This is a genomic window from Deinococcus sp. NW-56 (assembly GCF_002953415.1).
In the GTDB taxonomy this organism is placed as follows: Bacteria; Deinococcota; Deinococci; order Deinococcales; family Deinococcaceae; genus Deinococcus.
Map to the genome: position 1 here is coordinate 1,053,168 of NZ_CP026516.1, position 18,816 is coordinate 1,071,983.

The window sequence follows — 18,816 nt, forward strand, 5'->3', positions numbered from 1 at the left end:
GCCCATCTGCTAGAATTTCCGATCGGGTATCCCGCCCACCGTCCAGACCGGACATGCGGCGGGCTTTTTTATGCAGATGAGCTGAGAGCTGAAGGCTGACCGCTGAGAGCTAACGGCTCCGCACAAAGGGAGCTGAAGACATGGAATACCGCAATATCGCCATCATCGCGCACGTCGACCACGGCAAGACCACGCTGGTGGACGGCCTGCTCAAGCAGACCCTCAAGCTCGGCCACGGCGAGGAGATCGCCGAGCGGGCGATGGACTCCAACGACCTCGAACGCGAGCGCGGAATCACCATTCTCGCCAAGAACACCGCCGTGGAGTACAAGGGCGTCAAGATCAACATCGTGGACACCCCCGGCCACGCGGACTTCGGCGGGGAAGTGGAGCGCGTCCTCGGCATGGTGGACGGGGCGCTTGTGCTGGTGGACGCGGCCGAGGGGCCGATGCCCCAGACCCGCTTCGTGTTGCGCAAGGCGATCGAACTGGGCCTCAAGCCCATCGTGGTCGTCAACAAGATCGACCGCAACGACGCTCGCCCGGAAGAGGTCGTCAACCTCACCTTCGACCTGATGGCCGAACTGGGCGCCAACGACGACCAGCTCGACTTCCCGATCCTGTACGCCATCGCCCGCGACGGCAAGGCCTTCAAAGACCTCGACAAGCCGCAAGACGACATGCACGAGCTGTTCGAGATGGTGCTGGAGCACATCCCCGCGCCGAAGGTCGACCTCGAAGCCCCCTTCCAGATGCTGGTGACCAACCTCGATTACTCCGAGTACCTCGGGCGCATCGTGCTGGGGCGGGTGCAGCGCGGCAAGGTGAAGAAGGGCGAGTTCGTGCAACTGATCCACAAGGACGGCACGATGACCAAGACCCGCGTGGTGCAGCCCTTCACGCACCTGGGCCTGCGCCGCATCGAGGCCGACGAGGTGGGCGCCGGGGACATCGTGGCCCTCGCCGGGATCGAGGACGCGCAGATCGGGGAGACGATCGCCGACCTCGCGGACCCCGAGGCGCTGCCCATCATCACGGTGGACGAGCCGACCGTGTCGATGGTCTTCCAGCCCAACACCAGCCCCTTCGCGGGCAAGGAGGGCAAGTACGTCACCTCCCGCCACCTCAACGACCGCCTGAAGCGCGAGGTGATGACCAACGTATCGCTGCGCGTCGAGGAGATCCGCCCCGACGAGTTCAAGGTCTCGGGGCGCGGCGAGCTGCACCTCTCGATCCTGCTGGAAACCATGCGCCGCGAGGGGTACGAGGTGCAGGTCGGGGCGCCGCAGGTCATTATCCGCGAGATCGACGGGCAGAAGCACGAGCCTATCGAGCACCTCGTCATTGACGTGCCCGAGCAGCACTCCAGCACCGTGATCGGCGTGCTGGGCGCCCGCAAGGGCCAGATGGTGAACATGGAGCCGCAGGGCAGCCGCGTGCGGGTGGAGTTCAAGATTCCCTCCCGCGCCCTGTTCGGCTTCCGCACCCAGTTCCTCTCCATGACCCAGGGCGAGGGCATCATGAGCCACATCTTCGACGGGTACGCGCCGTGGGCCGGGGACCTCAAGACCCGCCAGAACGGCTCGCTGGTCAGCATGGAAGACGGGGTGGCCTTCGCCTACTCGATCTTCAAGCTGCAAGACCGGGGCACCTTCTTTATCGACGCGGGCCAGGACGTGTACGTGGGCATGATCGTGGGCGAGAACGCCCGCGAGCAGGACATGAACGTCAACGTCTGCAAGAACAAGAAGCTCACCAACGTGCGCTCGGCGGGCGCGGACGAGGCCCTGACCCTGATTCCCCCGCGTCGCCTGAGCCTCGAAGACGCGTTGGAGTACATCGCAGACGACGAGCTGGTGGAACTGACTCCCCAGAGCATCCGCCTTCGCAAGAAGGTGCTGAACCCCAGCTTCCGCAAGTAAGCTCCCTCAGGAACAACAGGACCCCCCAGGTGCTTCTGGGGGGGTTTCTATGGAGCATCATTCGTCCCCCGTCCAGTCACACGGACAGCGACCTGTGTCCCTGTTCGGGGGCGGGCGCGTCCATTAACCTGAGCTTCAGAGTCAGGATGATGACGACGACCCTTACCCCCGCTTCCCTCCCAACGACCGCGCCCTCCGGCGACCTCCGCACCCCCTCGCTGCTGCTGGCGGCGGAGGCGGTGCTGGCCCACATGCACCCCCGCGCTCCCCTGCGGGTGGAGCGGGTGGCCCTGGGCGAGACGCCCGGCGTGACCTACGCGCTCGCGCCCGACCCCCAGGCCATGGCCCTGAACCGGGGCCTGCGCGAGGAGGTCGCCCTGGTCGGCCTGGCCCGCTCCGCGATGGGGCGGCTGCTGGGCCTCGCGGTGGGCGCAGGGGAGGGTCCCGTCTGCCGTGACTCCCGCGCCCTGCTGACCGCCACCCTCGCCGACCCCGAGGAGCTGGAAGTGCTGGACGCCCAGCTCACCGTGCTGGAAGCCCGCGCCCGCGCCCTGCTGCGACGCTCCTGGGCCGAGGTCGAGGTGGTCGCGGCGGGCCTGCGCGAACACGGCGAACTCGACGCGCGGGAGGTGGCCCACCGGATCGCCTGTGCCCAGGGCATCCGGGGCACGCTGCTGAACTGAGCTTTACCAAAGGCGGATGGCCGCTCGGAGCTGTGTGCTGGATGTGGTGACCTTCCCCTCGTCCAGCACAGCCTTTTCCGTACCCCCGGAGAATCCTGCCCGGATCAGTCAGGATTGTGGCTCAGCCTTCATTTTGCGGCAGAGGCTACGTTCCCCGGTTTCCTCCTGGCGCACCCTGCGTTCAGGAGGCCAGACCATGAACGACATGCAACAGGGCCGGAAGATGGGAGAAGGGCAGAGCGTCGTGAGCCGCTGCGGGGCCACGAACTGCCGCTACAACGAGCAGGAAAACTGCACGGCGGGTCAGATCGAGGTCGACTTCAGCGGCCAGATGGCCCAGTGCCTGACCTTCAGCCCCCAGGACGGCCAGGGCGACTCCGCACGGATGGGCGAGGGCACCCGCTGAACGCTCGACCTCTCAACACAGGGGCCGGGTGACGATTCCCCGGCCCTCTTTCATAGTGCTGCTGCGTCAGACCACCACGACCCCGTGATGCTTGGCCTTGTCGGGCGGCTCGACGTGGATGGTGACGGCCACGCCGGGCACCTCGGCAAACAGGGCCTCTTCCAATCGGTCGCAGATGGCGTGGGCGTCCTGAACGGTCATGGCACCCGGCACGACGAGGTGAAACTCGATGAAGGTCATGCGGCCCGCGTGCCGGGTGCGCAGGTCGTGAACCTCCAACGCTCCGTCCGCATGAACACGCAGGAGGTGGCGGATGCGGTCCTCGGTGGCCTTGTCCACCCCCGCGTCCATCAGGCCGCCCACGCTCTCGCGCACGAGGTGCCAGCCGCTCCAGAGAATGTTCAGGGCCACCAGCAGCGCGAGCGCCGGGTCCAGCCAGCCCACCCCGGTCAGGGCAGCGAGGGCGACCCCGGCCAGCACCCCCACGCTGGTCACCACGTCGGTCAAGACGTGCCGTCCGTCGGCCAGCAGCGCCGGGGACCGCGCTGCGCGGCCCGTCCGCAGCAGCACGCCCGCCCACAGCCCATTGAGCAGAGTGGCCCCCAGGTTGATCGCCAGGCCGTTCCAGGGAGCCTCCAAGGTGCGCGGAGCCCCCAGCGCGGGAAGCGCTTCGCGCACGATGCTGAAGGCCGCCAGCACGATCAGGACGCCCTCGGCCACCGCGCTGAAATACTCGGCCTTGGAATGCCCGTAGGGGTGCGTGGCATCGGCGGGCCGCGCCGAGACGCGCAGGGCGATCAGGGCGGCGGCGGCGGCGGCCACGTTGATGATGCTTTCCAGCGCGTCCGAGTACAGGGCCACGCTGCCCGTCACCTGATAGGCCAGCAACTTGAGGGCCAGCACGATAAGCGCCACCACCACGCTGCCCAGGGCAATGCTGGCCGAACGGTCCATCCGGCGAGCGTAACAGGATTGGATGAGGCGGGAGGCGGCACCGGGCCGGGAACACCCCCACCACCCGCCATTCTGTCCTGGGCGTAACCCGCTCTGCTACACTCCCCCGGTGACGACCGTGCCGGACCTGCCCGATTCCCCCCTGCTTTCGCAGCTCAACCCCAACCAGGCGCAGGCCGCCAATCACCACACCGGCCCGGCGCTGGTGATCGCGGGAGCGGGCAGCGGCAAGACGCGCACGCTGGTCTACCGCATCGCCCACCTGATCGGGCATTACGGGGCCGACCCCGGCGAGATTCTGGCCGTGACCTTTACCAACAAGGCCGCCGCCGAGATGCGCGAGCGGGCCAAGCACCTCGTGCAGGGGGCGGACCGCCTGTGGATGAGCACCTTCCACTCGGCGGGGGTGCGGATTCTGCGGGCCTACGGGGAGCACATCGGGCTGCGGCGGGGCTTTGTCATCTACGATGACGACGACCAGATGGACATCCTCAAGGAGGTCATGGGGTCCATTCCCGGCATCGGCCCGGACACCAACCCGCGCGTATTGCGCTCCATCCTCGACCGGGCCAAGAGCAACCTGCTGACGCCCGCCGACCTCGACCGCTCACCCGAACTCTTTATCAGCGGGATTCCGCGCGAGGCCGCCGCCGAGGCCTACCGGCGCTACGAAGCCCGCAAGAAGGGCCAGAACGCGATCGACTTCGGGGACCTGATCACCGAGACGGTGCGGCTCTTTCAGGAGGTGCCCGCCGTTCTCGACCGGGTGCAGGACCGGGCGAAGTTCATTCACGTGGACGAGTACCAGGACACGAACAAGGCGCAGTACGAACTGACGCGCCTGCTGGCGAGTCGGGACCGGAACTTGCTTGTGGTGGGAGACCCCGATCAGTGTCTGCCGCCCGGCACGCCCGTCTGTACGCCGCAGGGCGAGCGGCCCATCGAGACGGTCGAGGAAGGCGACTTCGTGTGCGGTACAGGTGGGGGAGGGGGACTGGTGCCCGGCCGCGTGACCCACGTCAAGCGGGGACACTTCCAGGGGCCACTCTGGAAGGTCACGGTGGGAGGACGGACCCTACGTGGCACACCCCATCATGTCGTCCTGGCGCGGCACGAGCCGATGGCCGGGCAGTGGTACGTCTACCTGATGTACCGCGAGGACCGGGGCTACCGGGTCGGCCTGACGGTGGGTGCCCGGCAGAACAGCGAGGGCAAGACGGACTACGGCTACCGGGTCCGGCTCAATCAGGAGAACGGCGACAAGGTGTGGGTGCTCCGTGTCTGTGACTCGCGTGCGGACGCCGCTTACTGGGAAGCGCTTTACGCGGCGCGTTATGGCCTGCCCACGGCCCTCTTTCACGGGGTCGGGCGCAACCTTGCCCTGAGCGAGGACCACCTGACTCGGCTCTTCGCCGAGCTGGATACGGCAGGAGCAGCGCGGCGGCTGATGGCGGACCTGCACCTGCATCCCGACTTTCCGCACCACCGGCCGCAAAACGGGGTACGTCGCCAGAGCGTGAACCTGATCATGTATTCCGATCACCGTCATGGTCTGATCGGCTATCACCGCATTCAGTGGAGCAGCAACCGAGCCGACATCGCCCAGAAGTTGCTGGACACTGGACACCCCGTCCGGGGCAACGGCAAGGGCGGCTTTCGCCTGGAGGTCAGCCGCAAGGACTACGCGCAGGCCCTGGTCGAGGCACAGCACATCGCCCGGGACGGTGGGCTGGAACTCCAGCGCAAGGCGCTGGTCGGCGGGAAGATGTATGTCTTCCTGCCCCTCTCGCACCTGCACCCCGGCATGAAGATGCTTGCTCAGGAGGAAGGCGAACTGAGGGAAGTGAGCGTGGAAGCCGTTTCCCAGGAAGCCTACGACGGCCCCGTCTATGACCTGACGGTTTCTCCCACCCATACCTATGTGGCGGGTGGCCTCCTCGTTCACAACAGCATCTATAAGTTTCGTGGCGCCGACATCCAGAACATCCTCGACTTCCAGAAGGACTACCCCGACGCCAAGGTCTACATGCTCGAACACAACTACCGTTCCAGCGCCCGCGTCCTGAACCTCGCCAACAAGCTCATCGAGAACAACTCCGAGCGGCTGGACAAGACCCTGAAGGCGGTCAAGGAGGACGGGCACCCCGTCGTCTTCCACCGTGCTCCGGACCACCGGGCAGAGGGCGACTTCGTGGCCGAGTGGATCACGCGGCTGCACGGCGAGGGGCGGCCCTTCACCGACATGGCGGTCCTCTACCGCACGAACGCTCAGTCGCGCGTGATCGAGGAGTCGCTGCGGCGGGTGCAGATTCCGGCCAAGATCGTGGGCGGCGTGAGCTTCTACGACCGCCGGGAAATCCGCGACATCCTCGCCTACGCCCGGCTCGCCATCAACCCGGACGACGACGTGGCCCTGCGCCGCATCATCGGGCGGCCCCGGCGCGGCATCGGGGACACGGCGCTCGAGCGGCTGATGGAGTGGGCACGGGTGAACGGCACCTCCCTCCTGACCGCTTGCGCGAATGCCCAGGAACTGAACATCCTGGACCGGGGGGCGCAGAAGCCCGTCGAGTTCGCTCAGCTCATGCAGGCGATGAGCGAGGCCGCCGACAACTACGAGCCGGGGCCGTTCCTGCGCTACGTGATCGAGCACAGCGGCTACCTCGACCTGCTGCGGCAGGAGGGGCAGGAAGGGCAGGTCCGCATGGAGAACCTCGACGAACTCGTCAACGCCGCCGAGGAATGGTCGGGCGAACACGAGGGCACCATCGCAGACTTCCTCGACGACGCCGCGCTGCTTTCCAGCGTGGACGACATGCGCTCGCGCACCGAGAACCGCGACAAGCCCGAGGAAGCCGTCACCCTGATGACCCTGCACAACGCCAAGGGGCTGGAGTTCCCGGTGGTGTTTATCGTGGGGGCGGAAGAAGGCCTGCTTCCCAGCAAGAACGCGCTGATCGAACCCGGCGGCATCGAGGAGGAGCGGCGGCTCTTTTACGTGGGCATCACGCGGGCGATGGAGCGGCTTTTCCTGACCGCCGCGCAAAACCGCATGCAGTACGGCAAGACGATTGCCGCCGAGGACAGCCGCTTTTTGGAGGAACTGGGTGACGGCTTCGACACCGTGGACCCCTACGGACAGGTCGTGGAGTACCGCCAGAAGAGCTGGAAAGACTACCGCCCGACCGTGCCCACCCGTCCTGCCGCCGTCAAGAACACCAGCCCGATGACCGAAGGCATGGCCTACCGGGGCGGCGAGAAGGTCAAGCATCCCAAGTTCGGGGAGGGGCAGGTGCTGGCGGTGGCAGGCGTCGGGGACCGGCAGGAGGTCACCGTGCACTTTCCCTCAGTGGGCACCAAGAAGCTGCTGGTCAAGTTCGCCAACCTGTCCCCCGCCTGAGGTCAATTCCGCTCGACGCGGTGGCGCACCTCGCCGGGGCCAGCGCTCAGGAAGTCCGCTACAGCGAGCGGGTAGACCGGCCGGGCGGACAGCTCGGAGAGGGGCACCCACTCACAGGTCGTCTCCGGGCTGTCCAGCACGGAAAAGGGGGTCTGTGGCAGCTCCGGTGGCGCCTCCATGCGGAAGTAGAAGCCCAGCTCATGCTGGCGCTTGCTCGACGGGCCGAAGAAGTTTTCCAGCACGCCCACGAGGTGCAGCGGGCCTGCCGGAACTCCCAGCTCTTCCTCCCACTCGCGGGCGGCGCAGGTCGCCACGTCCTCGTCCGTGGACAGGGCGCCGCCCGGCAGGAACCAGAAGCCCAGCCCGTCGGCGGTGTTGGCGAGCAGCTGGTCTCCCCGCACGCAGAGGATGGCGACCCGGACGCTGAACTTCAGGCCGCCCAGAGGCAAACGGATGTCGGTCATGGGGGCAGTCTGGCGCAGTGGGCAGGCCAAACAGCATCACGCCACGTCCAACTGGAGGACGTGGCGTGATGGGAGGGGCTGAACTTCAGCGCTTGCTGAGCTTGACCGGCAGGGTGGTGCTGAGCTTGACCTTGCCGCCGCCCACCTTCATCACGTACAGGGTGGCCGCCTGACGGTCCCCCACACTGTTGAAGTTGACCCGGCCCGACAGCAGCCCCGTGAAGGTGCCCTTGCGAATGGCCGACTCGACCTGCTGGCGGCTGGGGGCCTTGTTGCCGTTGGCCTTGGCCGCGTTCAGGATGCCCTGGAGCACGACCTTGGCGGCGTCGTAGCCGAAGACCGCGAAGCCCTGGGCGGGCTGCTTGAAGGTCTTCTGGTACTTGCTGGCGAAGGTCTTGGCGGCGGGCAGCGCCTCGACCGGGGCGGCGGCGGTGGTGTAGTACACGTTCTCCCCGCCCTTGCCCGCGATCTTGAGCAGTTCGGCGCTGTCCAGCCCGTCCCCGCCGACGACCGGGGTGGTGATCCCGGCTTCGCGCAGTTGCTTGAGGAACACGCCGACCTGGTTGTAGATGCCGCCGAAGTAGATGGCGTCGGGGCGCTGAAGCTTGATCTTGGCAATGATGGAGGAGAAGTCGCTCTTCTCCTCGGTGCCCTCGTTGCCCACGACCTGCACGCGCCCGGCCTTCAGCGCCTTTTCGACCTCATTGGCGAGACCTTCGCCGTAGGCCGTCTTGTCGTTCAGGATGTAGATTTTCTTGGCCTTCAGCGTGTTCGTGAGGAACTGCGCTCCTGCCGGACCCTGCGCGTCGTCACGGGCCACGATGCGGTTCATGTTGCTCAGGCCCCGGTCGGTCACGTTGTTCGCGGTGCTGGCCGAGCTGACCATCGCCACCCGGCTGGGAGCGAGCACGGCGCTCACCGGAATGGTCACGCCGCTGTTGAGCGCCCCCACGACCCCCAGCACCTGGCGGTCGGCGGCGATCTTGCGGGCGGCGGACGTGCCGGTCGCGGGGTCGGCCTGGTCATCAAAGGGCACGAACTGCAAGGTGAACCCCAGCTTCCTGAACTGCGGCTGGTACTCCGTCACCGCGAGCTGAATGCCGTTGCGGGCCTGAAGGCCGATGGCGCTCTGGCCGCCCGACAGCGGCGCGAGGCTGGCAATCTTGATGGTCGTCTGGGCGCCTGCGGTGCTCAGGGCGAGGGCAGCCATCACAGTCACGGTCGTTTTCATTCAGCCTCCTGATGCGCTCCGGCGCCGGGGCCTGGGGAGAGCCCCTGGAACTTCCGCCGCCGGGTGCGGGCAGTATTCCGGAGGAAGCTGAGACGACCAACCCACCTGGCCCGACTGGGTGGACAGCTGGGCAGGAGCGCCAGTAGCTGGGGCGGGGCAACAGCCGACACGAACGGCCTTTCGTTCAGACGCCCTCGCAGGTGACCCAGAAGGTCTGGTAGGGAATCCCGAACACCGTCAGCGCCTGGACCTTTCCCCGGTAACGCTGGCGGCTGACGAAAGGAAGTTCGCCGCAATCGCCTGGCACCCCTTCCGGCATGACGCTCACCACCCGCAGACGGAAGGTCAGAAGCCGCTGCGCTGGGTGGTCCAGAAGCTGGAAGGCGTCCCGCAGGGCCTGCCGGGCAAACACCCGCTCGTCGGTGCTCAGCCCTGGGGGAATGGTGGGCAGCAGCACTGGAGTGGAGGCGCCCGCCAGCAGCAGGGCAGAGGCCAGAGCAAGCGGGCGCAGCAGGTTCACTCGGGCATGGTGTACGCCTGCCGTCCCCTGCGCGTCCAACTTCAGAAGGAGGCTCCGCCCACCTCCGCCCGCACGCTGGGGTCGGGGTCGGCCCGCAGCCGCTCGCGCAGCTCCTCCGGCAGATCGTTTCTCCCCGCGGCCGCGAGGCGCACTCCCTCGTCGGCATCGGCGGCCAGCGCGGGCAGGAGGGCGGGGGAGAGGGCCGGGTGCCGGGCGGCGGCGCGGCGCACCCCGATGTTGGGGTCGGCGGCGAGGACGGTCAGCACCGCGTCACCGGGCGCCTCGGCGTAGGCCACCGCCCGGCGCACCTCTGGGTCAGGGTCGGCGGCGAGACGGGCTAGGCGCTCTGGACTGAGGTCGGGGCGCACGGCGAGCAGGGTCCGCACGGCGGTGTCCGAGTCGTCCAGCAGCACGTCCAGCACCGCGCCGCTCAGCCCTTCGGCGCTCGCCACATGCAGGCGGATGTCCTGCTCCGGGGCATGCGCGAGGGCGAGTACGGCGTCTTCCGGCAGGTCGGTGCGTTCCAACACGGCGCGGCGAACCTGTTCGGCCTCGTCGCCCGCCAGCCGCACCAGCAGCTCCGGCGGCGCGTCGGGGCGTCGGGCCAGGGCCGCGCGGACCTCGTCCTCGGCGTCGTGCTCGGCGCGGGCGAGGGCCTCCGGCGGCACGGTCCAGGCTTGCAGGGCCGCCGCCCGCACGCTGGGGTGCTCGTTCGCCGCCAGCCAGTCACGCACGTTGCGGGGCAGGTCCACCCGCCGCGCCAGGGTCGAGAGCACGTCGGGGTCGTCGTCGGTTGCCAGCGTGAGCAGGCAGTCCAGCGGCAGGTCCAGCCGCCGCGCGACCGAGGCCCGCACGAAGCCGTGCGCATCGGTCACCAACGTCCGCAGCACGTCGCCGGGGAGGTCGGGGCGGGCCGCCACCGCCTTGCGTACGTCGTAGTCGTCGTCGGCGGCGAGTTGCCGCACCAGCGGCTCCGAGAGGTCGGGCCGCCGCGCCACCGCCTCGCGCACCTGCCAGCCCGCGTCGGCGGCGAGGGCCTGCACCCGCTCGGCCCCCAGCCCCGGCCGGGCGGCGAGGGCCGTCCTTACCCCGAAGTCCTCGTGTCGGGCTGCGCCGTCTACTACCCAGGCTGGGGCCTCGGGCAGCGCGAGCAGGGCCGTGACCCCCTCCGCCGGAAAGAGGTTCAGCAGTCCCGGCCGGGCGAGGCGCATCAGCGGCAGGCCGGGATTGTGCAACACCTCGCGCGGAAAGGCGGGGGCCAGCGTGCCCAGCACCTCGGCGGGCGTGTTGGGGTGCCGCGCCACCTGCGAGCGCACCCGCGCGTCGGGGTGCCCGGCGAGGCCCGACAGGGTCCCCGCCGTCGCGCCGGGCGCCTGCGCTGCGGCCAGGGCCGCTTCCGGGGACAGGGCCGCCAACGTGCGCGAGTCGGGTTCGGGAATCGTCATGGGGCGATGATGCCAGATGCCGGGGCGGGAGGCTGTGCCACCATGACCCCATGCGCCTCGCCATCCTGACCGATGTTCATGGCAACCGATTCGCGCTGGAGGCGGTGCTGGAGGACCTCCGCGCTGTGAGTCCCGATGCCACCTCCAACCTCGGGGACACCGTGTGGGGCATGGCGGACCCGGCGGGGGCGTGGGCCTTGCAGCGCGAACACGCGCCCCCCACCGTGCGGGGCAATACCGACGAGTTCTTTCTGGCCGACCCCAGCGAACTGGAGGCCGAGACGCGGGCCTACCGCGAGTTTCTGGAAGGGCAACTTGGCGGCGTGCCCACCGAACTCGCCGCTTTGCCCCTGACGGCGACGGCGGCGGACGGCGAGGTGCTGCTGGCCCACGGCAGCCCGGCGGACGCGTGGGAGGCCCTGTTCAACTTGTCCGACGAGGAGAAGATGGCGCGGGTGCAGAACTGGCCGGGCGCGAAGGTCGTCGTCGTCGGGCACACCCACACCGAGGCAGTCTGGACGCGGGACGGCCTCACCTTCGTGAATGCCGGGGCCGTTTCACGCCAGAAGGACGGCGACCCCACCGCCCGCTGGGTGCTGCTGGAGCGCCGCGCGGGGGTCTGGAACGTGACCTTCTGCCGCACGCCCTACGACACCGAAGCCGCCGCACGGTGGGCCACCGACCACGCCCCGGACGGCGGCGCTGAAGCCTACATGGTGCGGACCGGCCTCAGGCCGTAAAGCCCTCGCCCTCCTCGGCCAGCCGCAGAACGTCCCCGAAGGGAAAGCCCTCGTCCTCCAGCCCGCCGGGGGGGACTACCCAGAGGGTCGGCATACGGGGAGGCTGGGTCGGAAAGTCACCGTAGCCGTCGGTGAGGTAGATCAGCACGTCCGGCTCGTGCGTCTCCGCCAGCGCGAAGATGGGCCGGAAGTCGGTGCCGCCGCCGCCCTGGGGCGGGGGGATGGGGTCGCCGGGGCGCAGTTCCCAGGGGCCATAGGCTTCGGTATCGGCGTAGTAGAGGGTCGCGCGGACGTGCGGGTACGCGCCCAGCACCCCCTGCACCTCGGCCACCAGCGCCCGCACCGCCGCGTCGTCCACGCTGCCGGAGGTGTCCACGGCGACGAGGGCGGTCAGCGACTCGTCGTCCAGCGCCTCCAGATACAGCCCCCGTCCCACAAAGCGGCGGTCGAAGCCCCCGAAGTCCACCGGCGTCCGCGCCAGAAAGCGCCAGAGCTGCGCCCGCCAGTCCAGCCGCGCGGGCGAGAGCCGGGCGAGTTCGCGGTGCATGCCCAGGGGGTCGTGCCCCTGCCCCGCCATCGCCTCCACGCTGCGGGCCTGCGCGAGTGCTTGCTGCCACTGCCGCGCCCCCTGGCCCCCCGGCTTGCCGTCACGCGGCGGGGCGTCGGAGGGCGGGCCGTCCAGCAGATCGTCGGCCTCGTCCTGGCCGTCCTGGGCTTCGCGGCCTTCCAGCGAGGTGTAGACCTCCTCCACGCTGAGGCGCTCCAGATGCTCGTCGCGGGCGGCCCCCGGCGGCAGCGGCAGCCCGGCGGCGGCGACCATCCCGTTCACGATGGTGTCGGCGGCGCGGTTCCAGCGCTTCTTCTCGCGCGGTCCCCGGCGGGGCACGTGCGAGAGCGCCGCGTGCAGGACCTCGTGCAGCAGCAGGCCGTCGAGCACGTCGGGCGGGAGGCTGGCCGCCACCTCCGGATTCACGTACACCCGCTCGCCGTCGGTGCCTGCCGCCGCGACCTCGCGCGAGGGCACGAACTCCGCGTGCAGCAGCAGCGTGGCGAAAAAGGCGGACTTGCCCCGCAGCCGCAGCCGCGAGCCGGAGATCAACGGTTGGAGGTCGGGGGAGGTCACGGGGCGGCCCTCATCCCCCCGCCAGCTCCAGCGTCCCCGCCACCAGCGTGGCCAGCCGCTCGTCGCGCGAGAGCAGCCCGGCGAGGTCGCCGAGTTGTCCGGTCGCCTGGAACTTGCTCACCAGCGTGGCGACATACAGTTGCAACCACTCCGGCCCGGCGGCGTCGGCCAGCCAGGTGAAGGCGTGGTAGGCCTCGTCCGCATTGGCGGCGCGGGCGGCGAGGCCCACCACGGCGGCATACCGGACGCTGGGTTCGGCGGGCAGCCTTAGCCCTGCGCCCTGGCCGCGCAGCACCAGCCCCAGGTCGGGCAGGCCCTCGTACAGCCGGACGAAGGCGGCGAACTCGGCCCCGGCCGCCTCCCCCACGGCGGGCGCAGCGTCCAGCCCGGCGCGGTGCAGTTGCGCGGCCATCTCCCACGCGCGGGGACTCGGCCACGCGGGTTGCGTGGGGTCCAGGTGGTGCAGCAACTCGGGCCGGAAGGTCAGGAAGGCGATCACGTGCTCGTGCAGCCCCTTCCCCAGCGCGTAGGAGCGCCACGAGTCGAAGTCGGGCCGCACGCCGAGGTGCAGGAAGCGGTTGGCGAGGGGCGGGGGCATGTCAAAGACGCTCGCCCGGTCCTCCTTGCGGTTGCCTGCGGCCCACACGAACCAGCCCTCCGGCAGCTCGTAGCTCCCGACCCGGCGGTCGAGGATGAGCTGCTGCGCCATCCCCTGCATGGTGGGCGGGGCCATGTTCACCTCGTCCAAGAAGAGGACGCCCTGCCCCCCGCGTGGCAGGAACTCGGGCGGATACCAGCGGCTCACGCCCCCGCCCTGGCCGTCGGCCTCGGGCACCGGCAGACCGCGCAGGTCGGTGGGCGCGAGCTGCGAGAGGCGCACATCCACGAAGTCCAGCCCGTGCGCGGCGGCCACCTGCGCGACCACGCTGCTTTTGCCCACGCCGGGCGGCCCCCAGATCATGGTGGAGAGCTTGAGGTTCCCCGTGACTAGCGCGGAAAGGTACGACTGCAACTCGGCGGGGGTGAGGGTCACGGGGGAGAGGGTAGCGCGTGGGGGCGGGTCAGCGCGGAGAGGGGGCGGACAGTTCGCCGCGCAAGCGTTCGCGCAACTCGCCCGCCGAGTACGCCCGCGAGGGGAGGCGCACCAGCCGCAATCCCGCCGACCGGAATGCTACGTCCTTCACCGCGTCCCGGTGCTGCTGTTTTTCGCTGCCGTGGGAGGCCCCGTCCAGCTCGATGGCGAGCACCGGGCGGTAAGCCGCCCCACCGTCCACGATCAGAAAGTCCACGTGCTTGTCCCTGAGCCGCGCGTAGGTCGCCTGCCGCCCCTCCTGCGCCGTGATTTTGAACAGATCGTTCAGCCGGACATTCGGAAAGACCCGGTAGGAGGTGCCCGCCAGCGCTTCCTCCAGCGCCCCGAAGAAAGCGTGCTCGTCCCGGCTGAAGAAATACCGCTTGACCTCCACGGGCAGGCGGTCGGGCACGGTGCCCGGTGGGGACGGCGGGGTGGGCTGGGCGCGGGGCGTTTCCCGGACACCGAACAGGCTGGCGAGACAACCGAGGGGAGCCATACGGGCGAGCCTACCGGGTCGGCGGGCGGGCCGGGGCGGCATCTTCGTCACCCTTTCCCCGCGTAGACTGGGCCAAACTGCCCTTCTTTCCCCCACGCCCCCGCTATACTTCCCCCGATTCTTTGACCCGGTTCAATTTACCTGCGTCCACTCTGTCTGCCGCGCCCATCTCAGGAGGCCCTGCCCTTGCTGCCGCTCGAACATAAAATCCTCTTCTTCCTTTTCGCCCTGGTCGCCGGACTGTACGGCCTGTGGGGCTTTTACCGCCTCTACCTGCGGATTCGCCGGGGCGCCCCCGCCTCCGAGATCCGCTGGAACGAGATGGGGTCGCGGCTGTGGTACGCCGCCAAAACCTCGCTGACGCAGGAGCGCACCTTCCGCCGCCGCCCGTGGGTCAGTGCGCTGCACAGCCTGATCTTCTACGGGTTCGTGTACTACCTGCTCGTGAACGTGGTGGACGGACTGGAAGGCTTTATCCCCTTCCACATCTATTCCGATACCTTCCTGGGCGCCACCTACAACCTGCTGGCCGACGTGCTGTCGTTCCTGGTCCTTGTCGGCGTGGTGAGCCTGGTGGTGCGCCGCCTCTTCCACCCGTCCAAGCGGGACTTCCGCTTCACCGAGAAGACGCTGCTGCACCCGCGTGTCAAGAACAACTTCATCAAGCGCGACTCACTGATCGTGTCGAGCTTCATCTTCTTCCACGTCGGCAGCCGCATCCTGGGCAACGCCGCCAAGATGGTGGAAGAAGCCCGCGACCTGGGCCGCTACGACGCCTTCCAGCCCATCTCGTCGGCGCTGGGGTCGGCGCTGTTCTCGGGCCTGAGTGAGCAGGCGATCCAGAACTGGCGCATCTTCGGGTACTGGGGAGCGCTGGGCAGCGTGCTCGCGTTCCTGGCCTACTTCCCCTACACCAAGCACATCCACATCTTCATGGCGCCGATCAACTACGCCCTCAAGCGTCCGGTCGGCTCGGGCGTGCTGCCCCCCATGAAGGGGCTGGAAGAGGCGATGGAGGCTGAGGAACCCAAGCTGGGCGCCGAGAAACTCGAGGACCTCGAGTGGCCCCGGCTGCTGGACGCCTACGCCTGCATCCAGTGCAACCGCTGCCAGGATGTATGCCCGGCGAACGCGACTGGCAAGGCCCTGAGTCCCGCCGCGCTGGAAATTAACAAGCGCATGGAGCTCAACGACCTGACCTCCAACGGGCAGAGCGGCGTGCTGCTGGGCGGCCCCAGTACCCTGGGCTTCGCCGCGCAGGGTCTCGCGGCTCCGGCGGGCGCTCCGCACCCCAGCCCCTTCGTGCTGCGGCCGACCGCCTTCGAGTCGGGGGCCAGCACCGCGCACCCGCTGCTGGAGTTCGCCATCAACGAGGAGTCGGTGTGGGCCTGCACGACCTGCGGCGCCTGCATGCAGGTCTGCCCGGTGCAGGACGAGCAGATGCTCGACATCATCGACATCCGCCGCCATCAGGTCATGGTCGCGGGCGAGTTCCCCCCGCAGCTTCAGACCGCCTTCCGGGGCATGGAGCGGGCCAGCAACCCCTGGGGCATTTCCCGTGACAAGCGCATGGAGTGGGCCGAGGGGCTGAAGGTGCCTACCATCGACGAAAACCCCGAGCCGGACGTCATCTACTGGGTGGGCTGCGCGGCCTCCTACGACCCCGGCGCCCAGAAGGTGTCCCGCGCCTTCGTGCAACTGCTCGACAAGGCGGGCGTGAATTACGCCGTCCTGGGCAAGAAGGAAGCCTGCACGGGCGACTCGGCCCGCCGGGCGGGGAACGAGTTCTTGTACCAGCAGCTCGCCCAGGAGAACGTGGAGACGCTCAACTCCGTGCGCCCGAAGCTGATCGTCGCCACCTGCCCGCACTGCATGAACGCCATCGGGCACGAGTACAAGCAGCTTGGCGGCCATTACCAGACCATCCATCACACCGAGTACCTCGAAACGCTGGTCGCGGCGGGCAAGCTGCCCCTGGCGCAGCTTCAGGAGCACGTCACCTACCACGACCCCTGCTACCTGGGCCGTCACAACGGCGTGTACGACGCGCCGCGCACGCTGATCACCCAGATGGCCGGACAGGTGCTGGAGCTGGAGCGCAGCCGCGAGGGGTCCTTCTGCTGCGGGGCGGGCGGGGCGCAGTTCTGGAAGGAGGAGGAAGAGGGCCGCGAGCGCGTCTCCGACAACCGCTTCCGCGAGATTCAGGCCCGGCTGGACGGCGCCACGCAGGCGGTCGCCGAGTACGAGCAGACCGGCAAGGTGGTCGCCGTGGGCTGCCCCTTCTGCAAGTCGATGATGAACTCGACGCCCGAGAAGGCCAAGCACGACGACATCGTGGTCAAGGACGTGGCCGAGCTGATGCTGGAAAGCGTGCAGCGGGCGACGGGCGAGTGGGTGGCCCCCACCGCCGCGCCGGAAAGCACCCTGGAGGACTCGCCCCAGCCCACCGTCCCCAACGCCGAAACGCCGATGGCCCGCACGGGCGCGGCCCCCAGCGCAGGCCTCGGGGACGACGTGGTGGGCAGCACCAGCGCCGACGTGCTCAACGCGCAGCCGGGCAGCCCGGTTGGGAACGCCGACACCCAGCCCGAAGCCCAGGCGGCCGCACCCAGCCCGCTGACCTCCAGCTCGGCGGATTCGTCGCCCCGGAAGGCGTGGAAGCCGGGAGAGGTCGCCAGCCCCCAGCCTGCTGCCGCCAGTGACGAGACTGGTCCCGCGCCCGCCCGCAAGAGCTGGAAGCCGAAGGGAAGCGGGGACGACGTGAGCGCGGCCCCGGTGGAGGAAGTGTCCAACGTCCAGCCGCCCGCCACCAGCGAGGGGGCGGCCCCGGCCCGCAAGGCCTGGAAGCCCAAAGCCAGTGACGACGTGAACCCCACGCCCGTCGTGCCCGAGGCGCAGGCCGAAGCCGCTGCCCCCGCCCGCAAAGCCTGGAAGCCGAAGGCCACGGCCGAATCCCAGCCTGCCGAGGCCGCCCCGGAGCCGTCCGTTACGGTCGCGGCCCCAGTATTGGAGACGGCCGCGCCCACGGGCGAGCGCAAGAAGTGGAGCCCGAAGGCGGCTGCGGTCCCGGCCCCCGAAGCGGCACCGCAGGCCGAAGTGTCCGTGCCGACTGAGGCTGCTCCCGCGACGGGCGAACGCAAGAAGTGGGCGCCTAGGGCGGCGAGCGCCACCCCTGCGGAACCGCCTGCCGTCACCGCCGAGTCTGCCGCCCCCGCTCCCACCGAGCGCCCCAAGTGGCAGCCCCGCCGGGGGGCGGAAGCGGCCGCGCCACAGCCCCCCGTCGACGCCGCGCCGATCACCGAGCACGTCCACCTCGACCGGGTCGGGGAGAACCTGCTGGAGGAGGGCGCGCAGGCCACCTCCGAGCCTGGCCCCGGCGGCCGCAAGAAGTGGCAGCCGAAGAAAAAGGACTGACCTGTCCTCCTGACCCAAACGCCGTCCATCCGGGCGGCGTTTTGCCGTGTGGGCGGCGAGCCGTTGCCCACCCCCGGCCCGCGTTAAGATGCCCCCCATGACCATCGCCATCGTCACCGACTCGACGAGTGACCTCAGTCCTCAGCTTTGCGGTCAGTACGGGATTCGCAGCGTGCCGCTGTACGTTCACTTCGACGGCCAGATGTACAAAGACGGGCTGGAAATCACGCCTGCCGACCTCTTCGCCGGAATCAGGGCGGGCAAGAAGACCCCCAGCACGTCCCAGCCCAGCCCGGCCGAGTTCGCCGCCGTCTACGAGGACGCGCTCAGGGCGGCCGACGAGGTGCTGAGCCTTCACATCAGCGGGCAACTCTCGGGCACGGTAGGCAGCGCCCGGCTGGCCGCGCAGGACTTTGGCGGACGCGTCACGGTGATGGATAGCCGCTCGGCCACCCTGGGGCTGGGCATGCAGGCGATCCGGGCGGCGCAGCGGGCCGGGGAGGGCCGCTCCATGGCCGAGATCGTGGGTGAACTGGAGCGGGTCGCGGCGAAAACGGATATCCGCTTCACGGTGGACACCCTCGACTTCCTGCGGGCCAACGGGCGCATCGGCGGGGCGACGGCGCTGCTGGGCGGCCTGCTGAACATCAAGCCCATCCTGACGGTGAAGGCGGGCCGGGTCGAGGCCGCCGGGCGCGTGCGCGGCAGCAAGAAGGTCGTGCAGGACCTCGTGGACCACATCCGCAAGTACGTGGAGACCAACGGCGGCGCCCGCGTCACCTTCCTCTCGACCCTGGGCGGTGAGGCGACCTTGCAGGAGATTCGCGCGGGGGTGGCCGGGGTCAACTTCGAGGACCTGGGAGACCACCACATCGGCGCCGTGATCGCCACGCATGTGGGGCCGGGAACGGTCGGCGCGGCCCTGGAGCCGTTGACGGCCTAG

The 18,816-nt window shown here is 69.3% G+C and carries 15 protein-coding genes; 7 read left to right on the plus strand and 8 right to left on the minus strand.

The window, feature by feature from the left end; genetic code table 11:
* The first annotated feature begins 140 nt into the window (after nt 1–140).
* The 3 genes from typA (at nt 141) to C3K08_RS05380 (ending at nt 3,011) form a co-directional block, all read left to right on the plus strand.
* Nucleotides 141–1,922 (plus strand): translational GTPase TypA, encoded by a 1,782-nt coding sequence (gene typA, locus C3K08_RS05370; protein ID WP_104990371.1) that lies wholly within the window; start codon nt 141–143, stop codon nt 1,920–1,922.
* A gap of 149 nt (nt 1,923–2,071) precedes the next feature.
* Nucleotides 2,072–2,605, plus strand: coding sequence for a hypothetical protein (locus tag C3K08_RS05375; RefSeq protein ID WP_234009177.1), 534 nt, complete (start codon nt 2,072–2,074; stop codon nt 2,603–2,605).
* A 196-nt stretch (nt 2,606–2,801) separates the two neighbouring features.
* A complete protein-coding gene (locus tag C3K08_RS05380; protein ID WP_104990373.1) occupies nt 2,802–3,011 on the plus strand; it encodes a DUF1540 domain-containing protein in 210 nt (69 codons plus the stop codon).
* 66 nt (nt 3,012–3,077) lie between these two features.
* Here the strand turns inward: C3K08_RS05380 and C3K08_RS05385 are convergent, their stop codons facing one another.
* Nucleotides 3,078–3,965: a cation diffusion facilitator family transporter gene (locus C3K08_RS05385; RefSeq protein ID WP_104990374.1), complete on the minus strand. Its 888-nt coding sequence runs from the start codon at nt 3,963–3,965 to the stop codon at nt 3,078–3,080.
* A gap of 109 nt (nt 3,966–4,074) precedes the next feature.
* On the opposite strand from C3K08_RS05385, the gene C3K08_RS05390 reads away from it, so the two are divergent.
* The gene (locus tag C3K08_RS05390; RefSeq protein ID WP_199777000.1) at nt 4,075–7,365 is read left to right on the plus strand and encodes a UvrD-helicase domain-containing protein; all 3,291 of its coding nucleotides are present in this window, start codon (nt 4,075–4,077) and stop codon (nt 7,363–7,365) included.
* A gap of 2 nt (nt 7,366–7,367) precedes the next feature.
* Here C3K08_RS05390 and C3K08_RS05395 read toward each other — a convergent pair whose 3' ends face one another.
* The 4 genes from C3K08_RS05395 to C3K08_RS05410 form a co-directional block, all read right to left on the minus strand.
* Complete coding sequence (locus C3K08_RS05395) at nt 7,368–7,829, minus strand: NUDIX hydrolase (protein ID WP_104990375.1); 462 nt, start codon at nt 7,827–7,829, stop codon at nt 7,368–7,370.
* An 85-nt stretch (nt 7,830–7,914) separates the two neighbouring features.
* Nucleotides 7,915–9,060 (minus strand): branched-chain amino acid ABC transporter substrate-binding protein, encoded by a 1,146-nt coding sequence (locus C3K08_RS05400; RefSeq protein ID WP_104990376.1) that lies wholly within the window; start codon nt 9,058–9,060, stop codon nt 7,915–7,917.
* Nucleotides 9,061–9,244: 184 nt separating this feature from the next.
* Nucleotides 9,245–9,580, minus strand: coding sequence for a hypothetical protein (locus C3K08_RS05405; protein WP_104990377.1), 336 nt, complete (start codon nt 9,578–9,580; stop codon nt 9,245–9,247).
* A 41-nt stretch (nt 9,581–9,621) separates the two neighbouring features.
* A complete protein-coding gene (locus C3K08_RS05410; RefSeq protein WP_104990378.1) occupies nt 9,622–11,025 on the minus strand; it encodes a hypothetical protein in 1,404 nt (467 codons plus the stop codon).
* Nucleotides 11,026–11,075: 50 nt separating this feature from the next.
* Between C3K08_RS05410 and C3K08_RS05415 the strand changes: the two genes are divergently transcribed.
* The gene (locus C3K08_RS05415; RefSeq protein ID WP_104990379.1) at nt 11,076–11,765 is read left to right on the plus strand and encodes a metallophosphoesterase; all 690 of its coding nucleotides are present in this window, start codon (nt 11,076–11,078) and stop codon (nt 11,763–11,765) included.
* On the opposite strand, the gene C3K08_RS05420 is transcribed toward C3K08_RS05415, so the two are convergent.
* From C3K08_RS05420 to C3K08_RS05430, 3 genes are read right to left on the minus strand one after another with little or no spacing between them, the layout of a single operon-like run.
* Nucleotides 11,755–12,888, minus strand: coding sequence for a VWA-like domain-containing protein (locus C3K08_RS05420; RefSeq protein WP_104990380.1), 1,134 nt, complete (start codon nt 12,886–12,888; stop codon nt 11,755–11,757). The genes C3K08_RS05415 and C3K08_RS05420 overlap by 11 nt on opposite strands.
* A 10-nt stretch (nt 12,889–12,898) precedes the next feature.
* Nucleotides 12,899–13,921, minus strand: a complete 1,023-nt coding sequence (locus tag C3K08_RS05425; RefSeq protein ID WP_104990381.1) for an ATP-binding protein — start codon at nt 13,919–13,921, stop codon at nt 12,899–12,901.
* Nucleotides 13,922–13,949: 28 nt separating this feature from the next.
* Nucleotides 13,950–14,459, minus strand: coding sequence for a DUF2726 domain-containing protein (locus C3K08_RS05430; protein ID WP_104990382.1), 510 nt, complete (start codon nt 14,457–14,459; stop codon nt 13,950–13,952).
* 186 nt (nt 14,460–14,645) lie between these two features.
* Here C3K08_RS05430 and C3K08_RS05435 point away from each other — a divergent pair, with 186 nt between their 5' ends.
* The gene (locus C3K08_RS05435) at nt 14,646–17,873 is read left to right on the plus strand and encodes a heterodisulfide reductase-related iron-sulfur binding cluster (protein WP_104990383.1); all 3,228 of its coding nucleotides are present in this window, start codon (nt 14,646–14,648) and stop codon (nt 17,871–17,873) included.
* A gap of 97 nt (nt 17,874–17,970) precedes the next feature.
* Nucleotides 17,971–18,816 carry a DegV family protein gene (locus tag C3K08_RS05440; RefSeq protein ID WP_104990384.1) on the plus strand — a complete coding sequence of 282 codons (846 nt, stop codon included), beginning with the start codon at nt 17,971–17,973 and terminating at the stop codon, nt 18,814–18,816.